The following is a 15,746-nucleotide window of genomic DNA, read 5'->3' as shown; positions in this document are numbered from 1 at the left end:
GCTCCACATGCCTAGAGTGTCCCCAACCAGTTGCGCAGCAGCTGTGCGCCAGCGTCGCCGGACTTCTCCGGGTGGAACTGGACTGCCGAGAGCGGGCCGTTTTCGACGGCGGCCACGAATGGCGTCCCGTGCGTCGACCAGGTCACCTGCGGCGGGGTCATCGCCGGCTGGGTGACGTCGAATTCCCACTTCTGCACAGCGTAGGAGTGCACGAAGTAGAATCGCTCGTCCTCGATGCCTGCGAAAAGCTTGGATCCTTCCGGCGGGCGCACCGTGTTCCAGCCCATGTGCGGAATGACATCCGACTGGAGGCGTTCAACCTTGCCCGGCCATTCGCCGATGCCTTCGGTTTTCACCCCGTGCTCCACGCCTTCTTCAAAGAAGACCTGGTGGCCCACGCAGATCCCCAAGACGGGCAGGCCACCGGCGATGCGGCGGCCGATCCAGCGCAGGGAACCGGTTGCGGTCAACTGCTCCATGACCGAGGCGTAGGCGCCGACTCCCGGGACTACCAGTCCGTCGGCAGCCACGATCTTCTTCGGGTCTGCGGTCAGTTCCACCTCGGCGCCGGCGGCTTCCAAGGCGCGCACGGCGGAACGGACGTTGCCTGAACCGTAGTCCAGGACAACTACTGTTTTCTTCTCCACTTACAGGGCACCCTTCGTGGATGGGATCTTGTCGCCCATGCGCTCATCGCGCTCTACGGCTTCGCGCAAGGCGCGGGCGAAGGACTTGAATTGCGCTTCGACAATGTGGTGCGGGTCGCGGCCCGAGAGCACCTCGATGTGAGCGCAGATCTGTGCGTGGAAGGTGATGGCTTCGAAGACGTGGCGGGTCATCGAGCCGGTGAAGTGTCCGCCGATCAAGTGGTATTCCTGGCCAGCAGGCTCGCCGGAGTGCACGAGGTATGGCCGGCCCGAGACATCGACGACTGAACGGGACAGCGCCTCGTCCAGCGGAGCGTAGGAGGTGCCGAAGCGGCGGATGCCTGCCTTGTTGCCCAGCGCCACGCGCAGCACTTCGCCGATGGTGATCGCGGTGTCCTCAACGGTGTGGTGGACATCGATGTGGGTATCGCCGGTAGCACGCACGGTGAGGTCGATGAGCGAATGCTTGGAGAGCGCAGTCAGCATGTGGTCATAGAACGGCACCGAGGTGCTGATCTCCGAGACTCCGGTTCCATCGAGATCCAATTCAACGAATACGGACGATTCGCTGGTCACGCGTTCCATGCGGGCGCGACGTGCGCCAATCAATTCGGCAGACATGTCTTCCTTCGCTTGTCTTTGATTACTTCTGCGAGCCGAGCAGTTCGGCAAGTCGTTCCAAGAAGGCTGTGGTTTCTGATTCGGTTCCGGCCGTAACACGCAAGGTCCCCGGAATTCCATTGTCGCGGATGATGATGCCGGCTTCCAACAGGCCTTCCCAAATAGCGTGGGGGTCTTCGACGCCACCGAAGAAGACGAAGTTGGAGTCGGAGACCGATGGCTTCAGGCCCAGTTCCTTCAAGCGCGCGACGATGCGGTCACGCTGGGACTTGATGTCTTCGACCTGCGCCAGCAGCAACTCGATGTTCTTCAAGGCGGCGATCGCCGTTGCCTGGGTCACGGCCGACAGGTGGTACGGCAGCCGCACCAAGCGGATGGCATCGGTGACCTCTGGCGCGGCGGCCAGGTAGCCGACGCGTGCGCCGGCCAGGCCGAATGCCTTGGACATGGTGCGCGAGACGATCAATCGCTGGCGGCCTTCAAGCAGACTCAGTGCGGACTTGGTGCTGGCCAAGGAGAATTCGGCGTACGCCTCGTCAACGATCACCATGCCGTTGTGCTCGCTCATGGCTTCGTACACGGCCGTGATGACATCAAGGCCAAGGGCGGTGCCGGTGGGGTTGTTCGGCGAGCACAGGAACACGATATTCGGCTTGTGCTCGCGGACCTGCGCGGCTGCAGATTCGGCGGACAGGGTGAAATCCTCGGCGCGTTCACCGGCGATATAGGTGGTATCAGTACCACTGGCCAACAGCGGGTACATGGAGTAGGTGGGGCCGAAGCTCATCACGGTACGGCCTGGACCGCCGAAGGCTTGCAGGATCTGCTGCAGGATTTCATTCGAACCGTTCGCGGCCCAGATGTTCTCCTTGGTGAGCGAGTGGCCGAGGTAATCGGCAAGAAGTTCACGAAGCTCGGTGAACTCGCGGTCGGGATAGCGATTCAGAGTTGCCGCTGCCTTGGCCACTTCCTGGGCAATGGCGTCTACGACTACCGGTGGCAACGGATGGGTGTTCTCGTTGACGTTCAACTGGATCGGCACGTCAATTTGCGGTGCGCCATAAGGGGATAGCCCGCGGAGATTCTCACGCAAGGGCAGCTGACTCAAAAGTTCACTGCGGTCATTCACGCATCAAGTCTACGTGCGCAGCGAGCCCGCCAGTGAATCCGCTACGGCTGCAGGTAACAAACTCTAGCCAGCGGGGGAAGCTAACCGGCAAGGACCGGAATCGACAAGGTATCTCCAACCTGGATTTCGCTGCCGTCCAAGGCGTTGAGCTCCGCGATGTGGCCAACTGCGGACGTCACGTCGTAACCGGTGGCATAGTCGCGAGCCAAACTCCATAGCGTATCCCCGGGGATCACGGTGACATCGATGGTTCCAACCCCAGCAGGATCTTCTGCCGCGGCATGCGCGTCAGAGGCGAACATGGAGAAGAAGAAAGCAGCAGCGATCGTGAGTGCGAAAACGGGCATCCCCACCAGCACAGCCCAACCGCGGCGGTTGATGCGGATTTTCAGCGGCGCTTGGGTCTGATCTGAGTCAAGTGCGACGGTAGCCATGACGTTGTCTCCTCAAGAAATTCAAGTGATGCGAATTTTTATTCGAAAGTACGGATTCGAAAACTTGTTCGAACCTCGTACATCTGTTCTAACAGAGGTTCGCGGAACTTGTCCAGAAGTTTTCGAACAAATCTTTGAAAGAAGCTCGCTTATCTACTAAGATTTCGAAGTAGACGAGCAATGAAAACATCTCACCATCTAGCTCCGACAGTTTGGACACGCAAACTTTCGAATGATTGCTAGGGAAGGCAAAATCTCATGTCAGCATCACAACGCACTCCCCGATCGAATGCACGTTCGCTGACGATTCGCCAAAAGAAGATCCTGGAGACGATCCAGCGGTCTATCGGCAAGAACGGTTATCCGCCATCGATGCGTGAGATTGGCGACGCTGTCGGACTCAAGAGTCTGTCGAGCGTGACCCACCAGTTGAGCCAGTTGGAAAAGCTCGGCTATATCCGTCGAGACCCACGCCGTCCGCGCGCGATGGAAATCCTGCTGCCACTGCAATTGTCCGACGATGCCGAAAAGGCCGAGGCCTCGGAGCCGGTCGAGCCGGCTGCCAGCGAAGACGCCAAGATCATTGAACTGAGCACTTCTGCTGACACCACCATGGTTCCGCTGGTTGGCCGTATTGCTGCTGGCGGTCCGATCCTGGCAGAACAGTCCGTCGAGGATGTTTTCTCGTTGCCTCGTCAGCTCGTGGGCCACGGCGAACTGTTCATGCTCAAGGTGTCCGGCGATTCAATGGTTGACGCCGCGATTTGCGACGGCGACTGGGTAGTTGTCCGCCGACAGCAGACGGCAGACAACGGCGACATCGTCGCAGCCCTGCTGGACGAGGAAGCGACCGTCAAGACCTTCCGGCAGCGTGATGGGCATACCTGGCTGCTTCCGCAGAACTCGCGCTACGAACCGATTTTGGGTGATGCAGCAAAGATCATGGGACGGGTCGTCTCGGTCATGCGCTCACTCTAGATTTCGTGTGGATATTGCGCTGGTGCTTGGCACCAGCGCAATTTTCGTTTAATCAGCTAGTCGCCGGCCTCAAGCTCGATCTGGGCGGCCGCGGCGAAGATCATCCAGCGCTGGACTGCCGCCGAGAGCCGGCGTGGTTCCTGGTCGGTCAGATGGCCTGCAGTTGCCTTGACCAGATCCTTGGCCTGCTCCCTGCTTGGTGCTTCCAAGCGGTGATCTTTCGCGGCGAGAGCCAGATACCGGCACAGGATTCCGGCAAAAAGATTCCCGTCTCCCCCGCGGTTGAACGCGAGTACTCCGGCAGCGGAAGACAGCGAGTGCGTGGTCGCATCGATCAGCACCTGGGCGTGAGCCAGATCGGCCGGCTCGCCAAGCTCAAGCAACGCGCCTAGCACCGTGCCCTGGTTATAGGTATAGACCGCTGGCTCCATCGTGTGCCCCTGGCTGGTCAACCGCAGCCCGTCCAGATACAGCCCACGCTCGGCGCTGAACAGGTTCTTCTCCAGCCATTGGAGGACCTGCCGTGCGGTGTCCTCCTGGCCGGTTCGGCCGAAGAACAGGGCCGCCGGCGCATTGGCCGGCGTATTCTTGAAATCCCGTTTTTTCGACCAGTACAGGCCGCCGCCCAGCACCTCGTCCATGCCAGCTTGAAGCTGTTCTCCCAGCACCCGCATTGCAGTCTGAGCAGCGTGGTTTCCTTCTCCCGTCACGGCCAGCGTGAACTGCGCCAGACGGCCGCTAGCCAAGGCAAGCCACGCCATATCGTCGAAGAAGTAGTTGGGCAGCATCCCGAAGTTGCGAATTCGAATGCCACGCAACAGATGATTGGCCCGGGCCAGCTCGGCACGCGCCGATTCCGCGTCGCCTGCGGCCAGATAGGAGTGGCCGTCATCAATGATGGCATCCAGATAATGCGCCTGCCACCAATAGTTCCACTCCGACAACGGGTGCGCGCAGCCATTGAGATCGCTGAGCATGCTTCCGTCGCGCAACCGGTGCGCCCTGCTGTAGCTTTGCCCAATCCAGGTTCCGGGCAGCCGCAAGAGGCGACGCCCGAAACGCTGATGGGTGTCGATGGCGGCTTGGTGTGCCAATTCTTGCATGGACTCCATGGTGCCTTTCGATTCACGCGGCATCAGTTCTTGTCACAGACCTTAGTGCATCGCCGAGCATCCTGCAGATAGGGCATAAAGAACTTGAGCTGCCCTCAGTCCAAGGACAGCTCAAGTTCATGCTCCATGATTCGGCTATTTACCGTCCGGGTTCAAACGCTGGAGAACACCGGCAATGACCTTCTTGTCGACAGTCGGCCACATCGGCGGCAGGGTTGCTTTCAAGAAGCTGCCGTACCGTGCAGTGGCCATGCGCGAATCGAGGATCGCCACCACGCCCTTGTCCCCGACCGAACGGATCAGGCGTCCAGCGCCCTGGGCCAGGCGAATCGCCGCATGGGTGGCGGCCACCTGCATGAAGCCGTTGCCGCCATGCTTGGCCACGTCTTCGGAACGGGCTTTGGAGATCGGATCGTCCGGGCGCGGGAACGGGATCTTGTCGATGATGACCAGTCGGCAGGAATCTCCTGGCACGTCAACGCCCTGCCACAGGGTCATGGTTCCGAACAGGCAGGTGTCACGTTCGCTGCTGAACTGCTCGACCAGCGACTTCATGCTGCCCTCGCCCTGGCACAGGATGTCCACGTCCAGGCGTTCGCGCAAGATGCTTGCCGCTTCTTCGGCGGAGCGCTTCGAAGTGAACAGAGCCAGTGCACCGCCGCCGGAGGCCTTGATGAGATCCTCGATCTCATCCAGCGTCTCCGCAGCCAGTTGGCGGCCCGGCTTGGGCAGATGCTTGGCTACGTACAGGATGCCCTGCTTCGGGTAGTCGAAGGGACTGCCGACGTCCACGCCAGTCCAGGACGGAGCCCCGGCGCCCATCAAGCCCAGCGAGCCTGCGACCGAATCGAACTGCGAACCGATAGCCAAGGTAGCGCTGGTCAAGACGACCGTGCGCCCATCGAACAGCCCTTCGCGCAGCTTGCCGGCAACGGACAACGGGGCAACGTTCAACGTGGCTGGCTGGGTCTCGTCAGCTTCGACGTATCCCCGGCCTTCGACAAACTCCCGCGGACGGGTGGTGTACAGCACCTCGCGGCGCTCTTCGGATTCGAGCATGCGAATCGCATCGTCCATCACCGACTGCAGCTGGGAGCGGGCGGTCTGTCGCCCGCCGTCAGCCGGTGCATTGGCTTCGGGCTTGGACAGCGCCAACGCCAGCCGGGCCTGTTCCACGATGTCGTTCAGGGCGATGCCCATGTCTTCGCGCAGGCCATGTTCCAGCAGCCCCGTGGGCACGCCGGTCAACGACTTTTCCAGGCGGTTCGCCGCCTTGACCATCTCGTCCACGTTCACTCCGCAATGGCGCTTGGCGCCGCCAGCCGCGGTGAGCACCATGCGTGCGGAGAGCGCCCCGGAAACCGAACTGGTCACGCGGTCCTGCAGTTCGTGGGCCTCATCGATGATCGCGACTTCGAAGTCCGGGAGGACCGAAAGCCCCTCGAAGGCCGATACCGCCAGCAGGGCGTGGTTTGTAATGACCACGTCCGCTTCCCCGGCACGGGCGCGAGCCATCTCCGAGAAGCATTCATCCGCCATCGGGCACTTCTGCGACCCCAAGCACTCCATGGCCGAAACCGAGACCTGCTTCCACGCCTTGTCGCTGACCCCGGGCACCAGCTCATCGCGGTCACCGGTCTCGGTCTCTTCAGCCCATTCGCGCAGCTTCATGACCTCGCTGGCCAACGGCGAATAGGTGGTGCCGGCAGGAGCTGCCGGCTCATCCATCGAGAAAAGCGTGCCTTCGTCATCCGGGTACCCGCCGCCGAGCTTGTACTGACACAGGTAGTTCGAGCGTCCCTTGAGCAGGGCCACATCCATCGGGCGCGAGAGCTTGCCCTTGAGCGATTCGAGCAACCGCGGCACGTCACGGCCGACAATCTGCGATTGCAGCGCCAAGGTCGCGGTGGAGACGATCACCGGCTTGGCGCTGGTCTGCGCGTGGGCCAATGCCGGAATCAGGTAGCCCATCGACTTGCCGGTGCCGGTGCCTGCCTGCACCAGCAAGTGCTTTTCATCTTCCAGCGCACTGACCACATGCTTGACCATTTCCTGCTGGCCGGTGCGCATGGCACCGCCCATGGAAGTGACCGCGGCCTCCAGGAGCCCCAGGGCCTGCTCTTGCTTATCCATGAAGGTTGAAGGTCTCCAACTCTGCAGCTAGGGAATCGCGCACCTTGACGATCATCCGGGTGCCCTCCTCCAGGTGTTCGCTTTCCAAGATCTCTGATTCGCTCTGGTGCAGCTTGGCGATCAAATCCCCGCGGTTGTAGGGAATGAGCACCTCAAGCTGGATGCCGGGGCGTGGAATCGATGAGCTGATCTTTTCGAGCAGCTCCTGGATGCCTTCACCGGTGTGCGCGGAGACGACCACGGTGTTGGATTCCCGGTTGCGGATGCGTTCGATAACGAACGGGTCAGCCACATCGGCCTTGTTGACCACGATGATCTCTGGAATGTTCAACGCGTCGACTTCGCCGAGCACGGTGCGCACGGCTTGGATCTGCCCTTCGGGATCAGGGTGGGACCCGTCAACGACGTGCAGGATGAGATCCGAATCGGCGATTTCCTCCAGCGTGGATCGGAAGGCTTCCACCAGCTGGGTCGGGAGGTTGGATACGAAGCCGACGGTATCGGCCAGCGTGTAGGTCAACCCGTCCTCGGTCGCCGACTGGCGGACGGTTGGATCCAGGGTAGCGAACAGCGCGTTCTCCACCAGCACCCCGGCGTTGGTCAAGCGGTTGAGCAGCGATGACTTGCCGGCGTTGGTGTAGCCGGCAATGGCCACGGCTGGAACCGCATTGCGCTTGCGGCTGGCACGCTTGGCTTCGCGGGCAGGCTTCATGGCCTTGATCTCGCGGCGCAGCTTCGCCATGCGGTCGCGAATGCGGCGGCGGTCCATCTCGATCTTGGTTTCACCCGGTCCACGCGAGCCGATGCCGCCACCGGCGGCACCTACGCGGCCACCGGCCTGGCGGGACATCGATTCGCCCCAGCCGCGAAGACGCGGCAGCAGGTATTCGAGCTGGGCCAGTTCAACCTGGGCCTTGCCCTCGCGCGATTGGGCATGCTGCGCAAAGATGTCCAGGATCAGGCTGGTGCGGTCGATAACCTTGACCTTGACGATATCTTCCAGGGCACGGCGCTGCGATGGCGCCAGCTCTGCATCGACAATCACGGTATCGGCACCCGTTGACGCAACGATTCCGCGCAGCTCTTCGGCCTTGCCCGAGCCGAGGAAGGTCGAAGGGTCCGGCTTGCTGCGGCGCTGCACCAGGCCATCGAGGACTTCGGAACCTGCGGTCTCCGCCAAGGCGGCGAGCTCGCGCAGGGAGTTCTCGGCGTCGGCGACGGTACCATCGCTCCAGATGCCCGCCAGCACGACGCGTTCCAGGCGCAGCTGGCGGTATTCAACCTCGGTGACGTCTTCCAGTTCCGTGGACAGGCCTGCGACGCGACGCAGCGCGCGGCGATCCTCCAGATCTTCCTGGTCCCCGTCGAAATTGCTGAGGCCTGAGGAAAAACGGTTCAGTGCAGTAGCCTGGCCAGCGAAAATGGAATTCTCTTCTTCGCCGAAGTGCTGAACCTGCGGGCTCTGCGCATCATCGGCTGCGAGAATTCGATCGATGGCGGCCTGGATCTGGGCATCATCCATCGATGCCGAATCGTGCTCGTGTGACTCGGAGTTAGTCATGGTCTCCTTAGAAGTACTTCGCTTTCCAGAATAGTGCGGGTGGACCCCACTTTGCGACGTGGCGCGTTCAGTTTCGGTTGGTTCATCAAACATTCGTGGTCCTTTGCAAGGAGTAAAGGTCTATGGGCAGACAGGTGAATGCATGGTTACCGGTAAGCAAAGGCGTGTGCGGGGGTTCTGGAAAGAAGAACTGCCAGGTATTGGGAAATGACTTTGCCGTCTGCTGATTCATGCAAGTGGGCGCGCAGGAACTGCGCGGCCAGCTTGTGGAACCGCGGGTAACCAAGAGGGCTACGTATTAGACGAAAATGAAAGTCATAGGGAAAACTCTATCAGTGATATCTGCTCACGCCCATATCGCCTTGCTCACGTTGCCGACGTTGATCTTTGGGGTATCCGTACCGGGCGATAAGCTTTGCCTATGACCTCGGATCACTACTTCACCGCCAGCCCGGCCTCGGCAGATGAACGGCGCACCATCGAAGTCGAGCTCAACGGCTCGTTGCGCAAGGTGCAGACTGCCTCGGGAATCTTCTCCCCCGCCGGTCTGGACAAGGGAACGGCGGTGCTGCTGCAGTACGTGCCAACCCCTCGCGGACGCATTCTGGATATCGGGTGCGGCTGGGGGCCCATCACCCTGGCCGCCGCCGAGCAGTCCCCGCAATCCGAGGTCTACGGCGTGGATGTCAATGAGCGTTCCATCGACCTGGCCCGCTTGAATGCCGCGGCGCTCGGCTTGTCCAACGTGGTTGTCGGCACCCCTGAGTCCGTGGATCCGAGCCTGCAATTCGACACCATCTGGTCGAACCCGCCCATTCGCATCGGCAAGGATGCCCTGCATGAACTGCTGATGTTGTGGTTGCCGCGGTTGGCCCCGGGTGGCGAGGCATGGATGGTGGTGCAGAAGAACCTGGGCAGCGATTCGCTGCAGAAGTGGCTGATTGAGCAGCTTCCCTCGGATTGGAAGATCACCCGTGAAGCGACCGCCAAGGCCTTCCGCGTGCTGAAGGTAGCGCGTCCGGCCTGATTGCAAAAAGCAAAATCGCAGAATAGCTCGCCGAGCCATTCTGCGATTTTTGCCGTGGAGCCGATCTGGTCTACTCCGAACCGATGATCCCGCGGGCAACCAGGTCTGCCGGGCCGCTGAGGATCGTATCTTCGCCGCCCTCTGCATTGCCACGGAATTCAACGCCGACGACACCGCCGGGCACCTTGACAGCCCACTGGTTGATCAGCGCGGTGCTGCGGGCCCAGTAGCGTACGGCTGCCGCGGCCGCACACGCACCGGTACCGCATGAGAGCGTCTCGCCGACCCCGCGTTCATGGACGCGCATCTGGACCTGGGCAACCCCGTCCTCTTCGATCAGCGGCTCGGAAGGAACCACGAATTCCACGTTGGTGCCGTTGGCAGGGACCGGAGATACCTCTGGGGCTTGGAACAGGTCCAGTTCTTCAAGCATCTGGACGTCTGGCAAGGCAACTACGGTGTGCGGGTTGCCCATGGCGATGCTCAAGGCCGGCAGCGCCTGCTCCCAGCCTCTGGGCTTGACCATGGAGTCCACCGATTTTTCGGCGGCTTCCTGCTCGAAGATCAATCCCCAGGGGCCGAGGTTCACCGCGTAGCCATCAGCGAGTCGGGTAATTTCCTTGACGCCGGCACGGCTGCCGATCTGGAAACTTTGCCCGACCTGGAGGCTCACGAGCCCCTCGGCAATCAGGTAGTGAGCGAAGGCGCGTACGCCGTTGCCGCACATCTCGGCGATGGACCCATCGTTGTTCCGGTAATCCATGAACCAGTAGGCCTTGGGATGCTCCAGGAACTGCCCTTCGTATCCGGGAACCTTGGCGGTGGGCACGGCACGGATCAGCCCGTCGCCGCCAACGCCGAAGCGGCGGTGGCACAGGGCGGCCACCTGTTCGGCGTTGAGATCCAGCTGCGCTTCCGGGTCGGCAATCAGCACGAAGTCGTTGCCGGTGGCATGGCCCTTGGCGAAACGTTGTCCGGCCAGCTGACCTAATTCGGTGCGGTACATCAATGCTCCTAGAGTTTTCGTTCGTACGTTGGCTAGCCGATGATCTGCAGTGTTTTTTCCAGCAGCCCAGGTTCCAGCGGGTTCAGCCAGTTGACCCGCTCATCTGCGTTGAACCAGGTGATTTGGCGTCGCGCGAACTTGCGGGTGGCAATGACCGTCTGGTCAATGGCTTCGTCCCGGGTGATCTGCCCGTCGAGGAAGTCGATGTACTGCTGGTAGCCGATGGCGCGCGAGGCGGTCTTGCCTTCGCGCAATCCCTGGCCGAGCAGTCCCTCGACTTCCGCGGCAAATCCCAAGGAATCCATCTTGTGCACGCGGGTTTCCAAGGCCTCATGCAACGCCTGGCGGTCGTAGTTCAAGCCGATCTGGATTGCCGGAGCGGCATACTCGCGTTGCGGCATGAAGGAGCTGAAGGCCCGACCGGAAATCTCGTGTACTTCAAGGGCGCGGATCGCGCGGCGCAAGTCAAGATTGCGTGCTGCAGATACCGGGTCAACCTCGGCCAGCCGGCGGCGCAGCGGTCCGTCTCCTTGAGCCTCGACCTCGGCCTCCAGCCGTTTCCTGACTTCTGGATCCGTCGGCGGGAAATCGATCACATCAAGGGCCGCCCGCACGTACAACCCTGAGCCCCCGACCATCACCGGAACCTTGCCGCGGGCACGGATTTGGGCGAAGTGGTCGCGGGCTTCGGTTTGGAAGGCGGCAACGGATGCTTCCTCGGTGATGCCCATGGTGTCGAGCAGGTGATGCTCGATGCCGCCACGCTCATTCACCGGCAGCTTCGCGGTGCCGATGTCCATGCCGCGGTAGAACTGCAGGGCATCGGAATTGACGATTTCCCCGCCCAGTTCCTGCGCCACGGCGATGGCCAAGTCCGACTTGCCGGTACCTGTGGGGCCGACGATGGCAATCACCGGCAGGTTCGAAGTGGCCATATGGCTAGCTGCGCACTTTCAACGTCGGCATGCCCAAGCTCGTGCGGCCTTTCGATCCGTTGGCCGCCGGTGCTGGAACCCCGCAGCTTTCGGCCTGCGCCCGGTCCCACGCATCCCCGGCGCGAGAACGGCGCAGGGAGTACTGGTCCACGGTGGGATCCGAGATCAGGTGGAATGCCGCCACTTCGGTGATCGGCAGGGTTACCAGGTCGCCAGGGCGCGGGGCCTGGGCACCTTCAGGTACCGAGAAGTGCACCAGGCGCTGGTCCTGCGAGCGTCCGGAGAGACGGTGGGTCTCTTCGGCCTTGCGTCCGGACTGTTCGGTGGCCATGACTTCCACGGTACGGCCCAGCTGCTTCGCGTTCTCCTCCTTGGAAATGCGGTCCTGCAACGCCGTCAAGCGCTCATAGCGCTCCTGCACCACTGCCTTGGGAAGCTGCTCGTCCAGGTCGGCTGCCGGGGTGCCCGGACGCTTGGAGTACTGGAAGGTGAAGGCCGAGGAGAACCGCGACGCTTCAACCACGTCGAGGGTGGCCTGGAAGTCTTCTTCGGTTTCACCCGGGAAGCCGACAATGATGTCGGTGGTGATTGCCGCATGCGGGATGCGTTCGCGGACCTTGTCCAGGATGCCGAGGAATTTCTTGGACCGGTAGGAGCGGCGCATGTCCTTGAGCACCTTGTCCGAGCCGGACTGCAGCGGCATGTGCAGCTGCGGCATCACGTTAGGTGTTTCCGCCATGGCATCGATGACGTCATCGGTGAAGGCCGCCGGGTGCGGGCTGGTGAAGCGCACGCGTTCCAGTCCTTCGATTTCACCGCAAGCGCGCAGCAGCTTGCCGAAGGCCAGGCGGTCTCCGAATTCCACGCCGTAGGAGTTCACATTTTGGCCCAGCAGGGTCACTTCGATGGCACCGTCGTCTACCAGGGCCTGGATTTCGGCGAGGATCTCGCCCGGACGACGGTCCCGCTCCTTGCCGCGCAGGGAAGGGACGATGCAGAAGGTGCAGGTGTTATTGCACCCTACGGAGATGGAGACCCAGCCGGCGTACACGGATTCGCGTCGGGTAGGCAACGTGGAGGGGAAGACATCCAGGGATTCAAGGATCTCCAGTTGCGCCTTCTGGTTGTGGCGCGAGCGGGCCAGCAGCGTGGGCAGCGAGCCGATGTTGTGCGTGCCGAAAACCACGTCGACCCATGGGGCCTTCTTGATGATGGTGTCGCGGTCCTTCTGAGCAAGGCAGCCGCCGACGGCAATTTGCATATTGGGGCGTTCAGCCTTCAGGTTCTTGAGCATGCCCAGGTGCCCGTACAGCTTGTTGTCTGCGTTCTCACGCACTGCGCAGGTGTTGAAGACAACAACGTCGGCGACTTCTTCGGCCAGCTCTTCCGGCTTGCGGCTCAGCCCTGCATCTTCCAGCAGGCCAGAGAGGCGCTCGGAGTCGTGGACGTTCATTTGGCAGCCGAAGGTACGTACCTCATAGGTACGGGGTAGTTCTTCGCTGCCGATGTTGCTCAAGGTATGTTGCTCAGTCACCCTTAAAGATTACCGAAGATCGGGTGCCGCTGAAATGTAGGCGAGCCTCCGCTGGACTCCTGGTTGCCTTCACGGTTACGGCCTAGTGGCCGTCGGTGCGCGCCTTCGGGTGGAAGGCCAGGAAAAGGAATAGGCTTTTCGATAGCTGATTCGGCGCAGGAAGGGCAATCCGTGGAAAACCATTCGCCAGGCAAGCACCAGAAAACCGGCAAGTACCGACCGTTGCGGTTGTCGCGCGGCATGAAGATCTTCCACTGGTGGATGGCAGGATTATCCGCGCTTTTCCTTCTCGCCATCCCGACCGCTATTGGCATCATCCCGCCCATTGATGGTCAAACCGACAGCCTGCTGTTCAATATCGGTGTCGGCTCGATGCTTGCCGGGGTCCTGGTCTTGAGCCTCTGGGCCTACCAGGGCATTGACGATTGGCTTGAGCGCCGGAGAAACGCACCAGGGCGGCATCCGAAACGACATCAGTAGCGATTGCCGAAGCGCTCTTCCCATTCCTCGCGGGCGACCTTGAACGCCATGCCGCCGTTGTAGCCTTTGCGGCCCAGCATCCCCACGAGCCGGCGCAGGGCTTTGTCCCGATCGGCGCCCATGGATTCGGGACGCAGCTTCGCGCGCACCAGTTCGCGGGCTCGCTGCTCCTCCGCTTCGTCATCGATTTGCTCCAGCGCTTCAGCGGCCAGCTCGTCGTCCACCCCCTTGGTACGCAGCTCGCGCTTGATCGCACCGCGGGCTAATCCACGCGAGCGAGCGCGGGCAACGACCCAGGACTTCGCAAAGCGTTCATCATCCACGAGGTTGATCTCGGCATAGCGGTCGATGACCTCATCGGCAATGTCTTCCGGGCATTCATTCTCAAGGAGCTTGTCCTTGAGCTGCTTGGCGGTCTTGTCGCTGGCCGTGAGCTGGCGCAGCAAAATTCCGCGTGCCTTTTCCCGCCACTGGTCGTCGCTGAGCTCTTCAGGCTCCCCCGCTTGGCGGGCAGCTTTTCGCGCTTCGCGCGCTTCGCGGCGTTCCTGCTTCGACGGTTTGGCCGGCGCGGGCGCAGCCACAATCTGCTCCATGGCCGCGCGCAGCTCTTCGATGCTGCCCGGTTTCGCCGGCTGCTCGGAGAAGCTGGCAATGGTTCGCGAGGTGCTGCCGGCCGGCATTGCAGGCGCCGCAGCGCGCTGGGATGCTCGCTGAGCCGCCCGGTCCCGCTTGGCTGATTCCTCAACCGCTTGGGCTTCCAATTCTTCCGGGCTGGGCTTGGCCCAGTCCGGCATGTCTTCGAGGTCGCCCTGGAACTCTTTGGAAACGGACGTAGCGTCCGACCCGGAATTCTTTCCGGGTCGGACGCTACGTCGTTGGAAGCCTGAGGCCACTACTGATCGCCCTCGACGACTCGCAGTTCTGTCTCGTCTTCTTCAACTTCTTCCATTGGCAGGACGCCGAGCTTCTGCAGGATCTGGCGTTCGAGCTCGTTGGCCAGATCCGGGTTGTCGCGCAGGAAGCGGCGGGCGTTTTCCTTGCCCTGGCCCAGCTGGTCTCCGTCATAGGTGAACCAGGCACCGGACTTCTTGACCAGGTTGTGCTCGACGCCCATGTCGATGAGCGAGCCTTCCTTGGAGATGCCGTGGCCGTACAGGATGTCGAACTCGGCCTGCTTGAAAGGAGGAGCCATTTTGTTCTTGACGATCTTGCAGCGGGTACGGTTGCCGACCGCGTTGGTGCCCTCTTTCAGGGTCTCGATGCGGCGGATATCGATGCGCACCGAAGCGTAGAACTTCAGCGCCTTGCCACCTGTGGTGGTTTCCGGGCTGCCGAAGAAGACACCGATCTTCTCACGCAGCTGGTTGATGAAGATTGCGGTGGTCTTCGAGGCCGAGAGGCGGCCGGTGATCTTGCGCAATGCCTGGGACATCAGTCGAGCCTGCAGGCCGACGTGGCTGTCGCCCATCTCGCCTTCGATTTCGGCGCGGGGAACCAGTGCCGCCACGGAGTCGATGACGATGATATCCAGTGCACCGGAGCCCACGAGCATATCCATGATTTCCAGTGCCTGCTCGCCGGTATCCGGCTGGGAGACCAGCAGCGCATCGGTGTCGACGCCCAGCTTCTTGGCGTATTCCGGATCCAGCGCGTGCTCGGCATCGATGAATGCGGCGACGCCGCCGGCCTTCTGTGCGCTGGCGACTGCGTGCAGGGCAACCGTGGTCTTGCCCGAAGATTCCGGACCATAGATCTCCACCACGCGGCCGCGTGGCAATCCGCCAATGCCAAGGGCGGCATCCAGGGCAACCGAGCCGGTAGGGATTACTTCAATGGGTGCGCGGGTTTCGTCGCCCAGGCGCATGACCGAGCCTTTGCCATAGGCCTTGTCAATTTGGCCCAGGACAGCCTCTAGCGCCTTTTCCCGATCATTTTTTGCTGCCATGGTTCACCTTTGCTCTTGCAAGCCTGCTACGTACTTGCTCATGATTTTTGTCCTGCAATAGACAGTATGCTTGCCCACCGACACTTTGGACTCCGATAGCCCAGAAGTGTGGACAATCCCAGTGCTTAAGTTCTTGGCGCAGTTTCCTGCGTTGTTTCCAGCATAACCCTATCCGAACAGGTGTTCGAAATTCAACACGGCGTG

Annotated in this window: 15 protein-coding genes; 3 read left to right on the top strand and 12 right to left on the bottom strand. The window is 61.6% G+C overall.

From position 1 onward, the window contains the following. Positions 1–11: 11 nt before the first annotated feature. From hisH to ACLQ8T_RS05205, 4 genes are all read right to left on the bottom strand, one after another. Positions 12–647 carry an imidazole glycerol phosphate synthase subunit HisH gene (hisH, locus tag ACLQ8T_RS05220; RefSeq protein WP_038993703.1) on the bottom strand — a complete coding sequence of 212 codons (636 nt, stop codon included), beginning with the start codon at positions 645–647 and terminating at the stop codon, positions 12–14. Then, entirely contained in the window at positions 648–1,268 is a 621-nt protein-coding gene (gene hisB / locus ACLQ8T_RS05215) for an imidazoleglycerol-phosphate dehydratase HisB (protein WP_013348471.1), read from the bottom strand. 22 nt (positions 1,269–1,290) lie between these two features. After that, a complete protein-coding gene (locus ACLQ8T_RS05210; protein ID WP_038992594.1) occupies positions 1,291–2,397 on the bottom strand; it encodes a histidinol-phosphate transaminase in 1,107 nt (368 codons plus the stop codon). An 80-nt stretch (positions 2,398–2,477) separates the two neighbouring features. Next, on the bottom strand, positions 2,478–2,831 hold the full coding sequence (locus ACLQ8T_RS05205) for a LysM peptidoglycan-binding domain-containing protein (RefSeq protein WP_052253918.1): 354 nt from the start codon (positions 2,829–2,831) through the stop codon (positions 2,478–2,480). Between the two features lie 258 nt (positions 2,832–3,089). Between ACLQ8T_RS05205 and lexA the strand changes: the two genes are divergently transcribed. After that, complete coding sequence (lexA, locus tag ACLQ8T_RS05200; RefSeq protein WP_038992596.1) at positions 3,090–3,809, top strand: transcriptional repressor LexA; 720 nt, start codon at positions 3,090–3,092, stop codon at positions 3,807–3,809. Between the two features lie 56 nt (positions 3,810–3,865). On the opposite strand, the gene ACLQ8T_RS05195 is transcribed toward lexA, so the two are convergent. From ACLQ8T_RS05195 to hflX, 3 genes are all read right to left on the bottom strand, one after another. Then, a complete protein-coding gene (locus ACLQ8T_RS05195; protein WP_413455898.1) occupies positions 3,866–4,912 on the bottom strand; it encodes a glycoside hydrolase family 76 protein in 1,047 nt (348 codons plus the stop codon). Between the two features lie 144 nt (positions 4,913–5,056). Then, positions 5,057–7,054, bottom strand: a complete 1,998-nt coding sequence (locus ACLQ8T_RS05190; protein WP_413455897.1) for an ATP-dependent DNA helicase — start codon at positions 7,052–7,054, stop codon at positions 5,057–5,059. Next, positions 7,047–8,708 carry a GTPase HflX gene (gene hflX / locus ACLQ8T_RS05185; protein WP_413455896.1) on the bottom strand — a complete coding sequence of 554 codons (1,662 nt, stop codon included), beginning with the start codon at positions 8,706–8,708 and terminating at the stop codon, positions 7,047–7,049. Before hflX ends, ACLQ8T_RS05190 begins: the two co-directional genes overlap by 8 nt. A gap of 328 nt (positions 8,709–9,036) precedes the next feature. Between hflX and ACLQ8T_RS05180 the strand changes: the two genes are divergently transcribed. Then, positions 9,037–9,642 (top strand): class I SAM-dependent methyltransferase, encoded by a 606-nt coding sequence (locus ACLQ8T_RS05180; RefSeq protein ID WP_413455895.1) that lies wholly within the window; start codon positions 9,037–9,039, stop codon positions 9,640–9,642. A 70-nt stretch (positions 9,643–9,712) separates the two neighbouring features. On the opposite strand, the gene dapF is transcribed toward ACLQ8T_RS05180, so the two are convergent. The 3 genes from dapF to miaB are packed head-to-tail and all read right to left on the bottom strand — an operon-like array spanning position 9,713 to position 13,036. Continuing rightward, complete coding sequence (gene dapF, locus ACLQ8T_RS05175; protein ID WP_413455894.1) at positions 9,713–10,648, bottom strand: diaminopimelate epimerase; 936 nt, start codon at positions 10,646–10,648, stop codon at positions 9,713–9,715. 32 nt (positions 10,649–10,680) lie between these two features. Then, positions 10,681–11,583, bottom strand: coding sequence for a tRNA (adenosine(37)-N6)-dimethylallyltransferase MiaA (gene miaA, locus ACLQ8T_RS05170; RefSeq protein ID WP_413455893.1), 903 nt, complete (start codon positions 11,581–11,583; stop codon positions 10,681–10,683). 4 nt (positions 11,584–11,587) lie between these two features. Further along, entirely contained in the window at positions 11,588–13,036 is a 1,449-nt protein-coding gene (gene miaB, locus ACLQ8T_RS05165) for a tRNA (N6-isopentenyl adenosine(37)-C2)-methylthiotransferase MiaB (RefSeq protein WP_038992605.1), read from the bottom strand. Between the two features lie 252 nt (positions 13,037–13,288). Here miaB and ACLQ8T_RS05160 point away from each other — a divergent pair, with 252 nt between their 5' ends. Then, on the top strand, positions 13,289–13,597 hold the full coding sequence (locus ACLQ8T_RS05160; RefSeq protein ID WP_204721381.1) for a hypothetical protein: 309 nt from the start codon (positions 13,289–13,291) through the stop codon (positions 13,595–13,597). On the opposite strand, the gene ACLQ8T_RS05155 is transcribed toward ACLQ8T_RS05160, so the two are convergent. Then, complete coding sequence (locus ACLQ8T_RS05155; RefSeq protein ID WP_413455892.1) at positions 13,591–14,490, bottom strand: regulatory protein RecX; 900 nt, start codon at positions 14,488–14,490, stop codon at positions 13,591–13,593. The genes ACLQ8T_RS05160 and ACLQ8T_RS05155 overlap by 7 nt on opposite strands. Further along, positions 14,490–15,542 (bottom strand): recombinase RecA, encoded by a 1,053-nt coding sequence (gene recA, locus ACLQ8T_RS05150; protein WP_038992608.1) that lies wholly within the window; start codon positions 15,540–15,542, stop codon positions 14,490–14,492. The genes ACLQ8T_RS05155 and recA overlap by 1 nt, the downstream gene beginning before the upstream one ends. Positions 15,543–15,746 lie beyond the last annotated feature (204 nt).

This window comes from Glutamicibacter sp. FR1, from assembly GCF_047300825.1.
Lineage (GTDB): Bacteria > Actinomycetota > Actinomycetes > Actinomycetales > Micrococcaceae > Glutamicibacter > Glutamicibacter nicotianae.
The sequence above is the reverse complement of the archived record's forward strand: the minus strand, read 5'-3'. Positions and strand labels throughout refer to the sequence as shown.

Bases quoted from the DNA above. Each gene is read 5' to 3' on its own strand.
- hisB (WP_013348471.1), bottom strand. From the start codon at position 1,268: ATGTCTGCCGAATTGATTGGCGCACGTCGCGCCCGCATGGAACGCGTG.
- ACLQ8T_RS05205 (WP_052253918.1), bottom strand. From the start codon at position 2,831: ATGGCTACCGTCGCACTTGACTCAGATCAGACCCAAGCGCCGCTGAAA.
- lexA (WP_038992596.1), top strand. From the start codon at position 3,090: ATGTCAGCATCACAACGCACTCCCCGATCGAATGCACGTTCGCTGACG.
- ACLQ8T_RS05195 (WP_413455898.1), bottom strand. From the start codon at position 4,912: ATGCAAGAATTGGCACACCAAGCCGCCATCGACACCCATCAGCGTTTC.
- ACLQ8T_RS05190 (WP_413455897.1), bottom strand. From the start codon at position 7,054: ATGGATAAGCAAGAGCAGGCCCTGGGGCTCCTGGAGGCCGCGGTCACT.
- hflX (WP_413455896.1), bottom strand. From the start codon at position 8,708: ATGTTTGATGAACCAACCGAAACTGAACGCGCCACGTCGCAAAGTGGG.
- ACLQ8T_RS05180 (WP_413455895.1), top strand. From the start codon at position 9,037: ATGACCTCGGATCACTACTTCACCGCCAGCCCGGCCTCGGCAGATGAA.
- dapF (WP_413455894.1), bottom strand. From the start codon at position 10,648: ATGTACCGCACCGAATTAGGTCAGCTGGCCGGACAACGTTTCGCCAAG.
- miaA (WP_413455893.1), bottom strand. From the start codon at position 11,583: ATGGCCACTTCGAACCTGCCGGTGATTGCCATCGTCGGCCCCACAGGT.
- miaB (WP_038992605.1), bottom strand. From the start codon at position 13,036: ATGAACGTCCACGACTCCGAGCGCCTCTCTGGCCTGCTGGAAGATGCA.
- recA (WP_038992608.1), bottom strand. From the start codon at position 15,542: ATGGCAGCAAAAAATGATCGGGAAAAGGCGCTAGAGGCTGTCCTGGGC.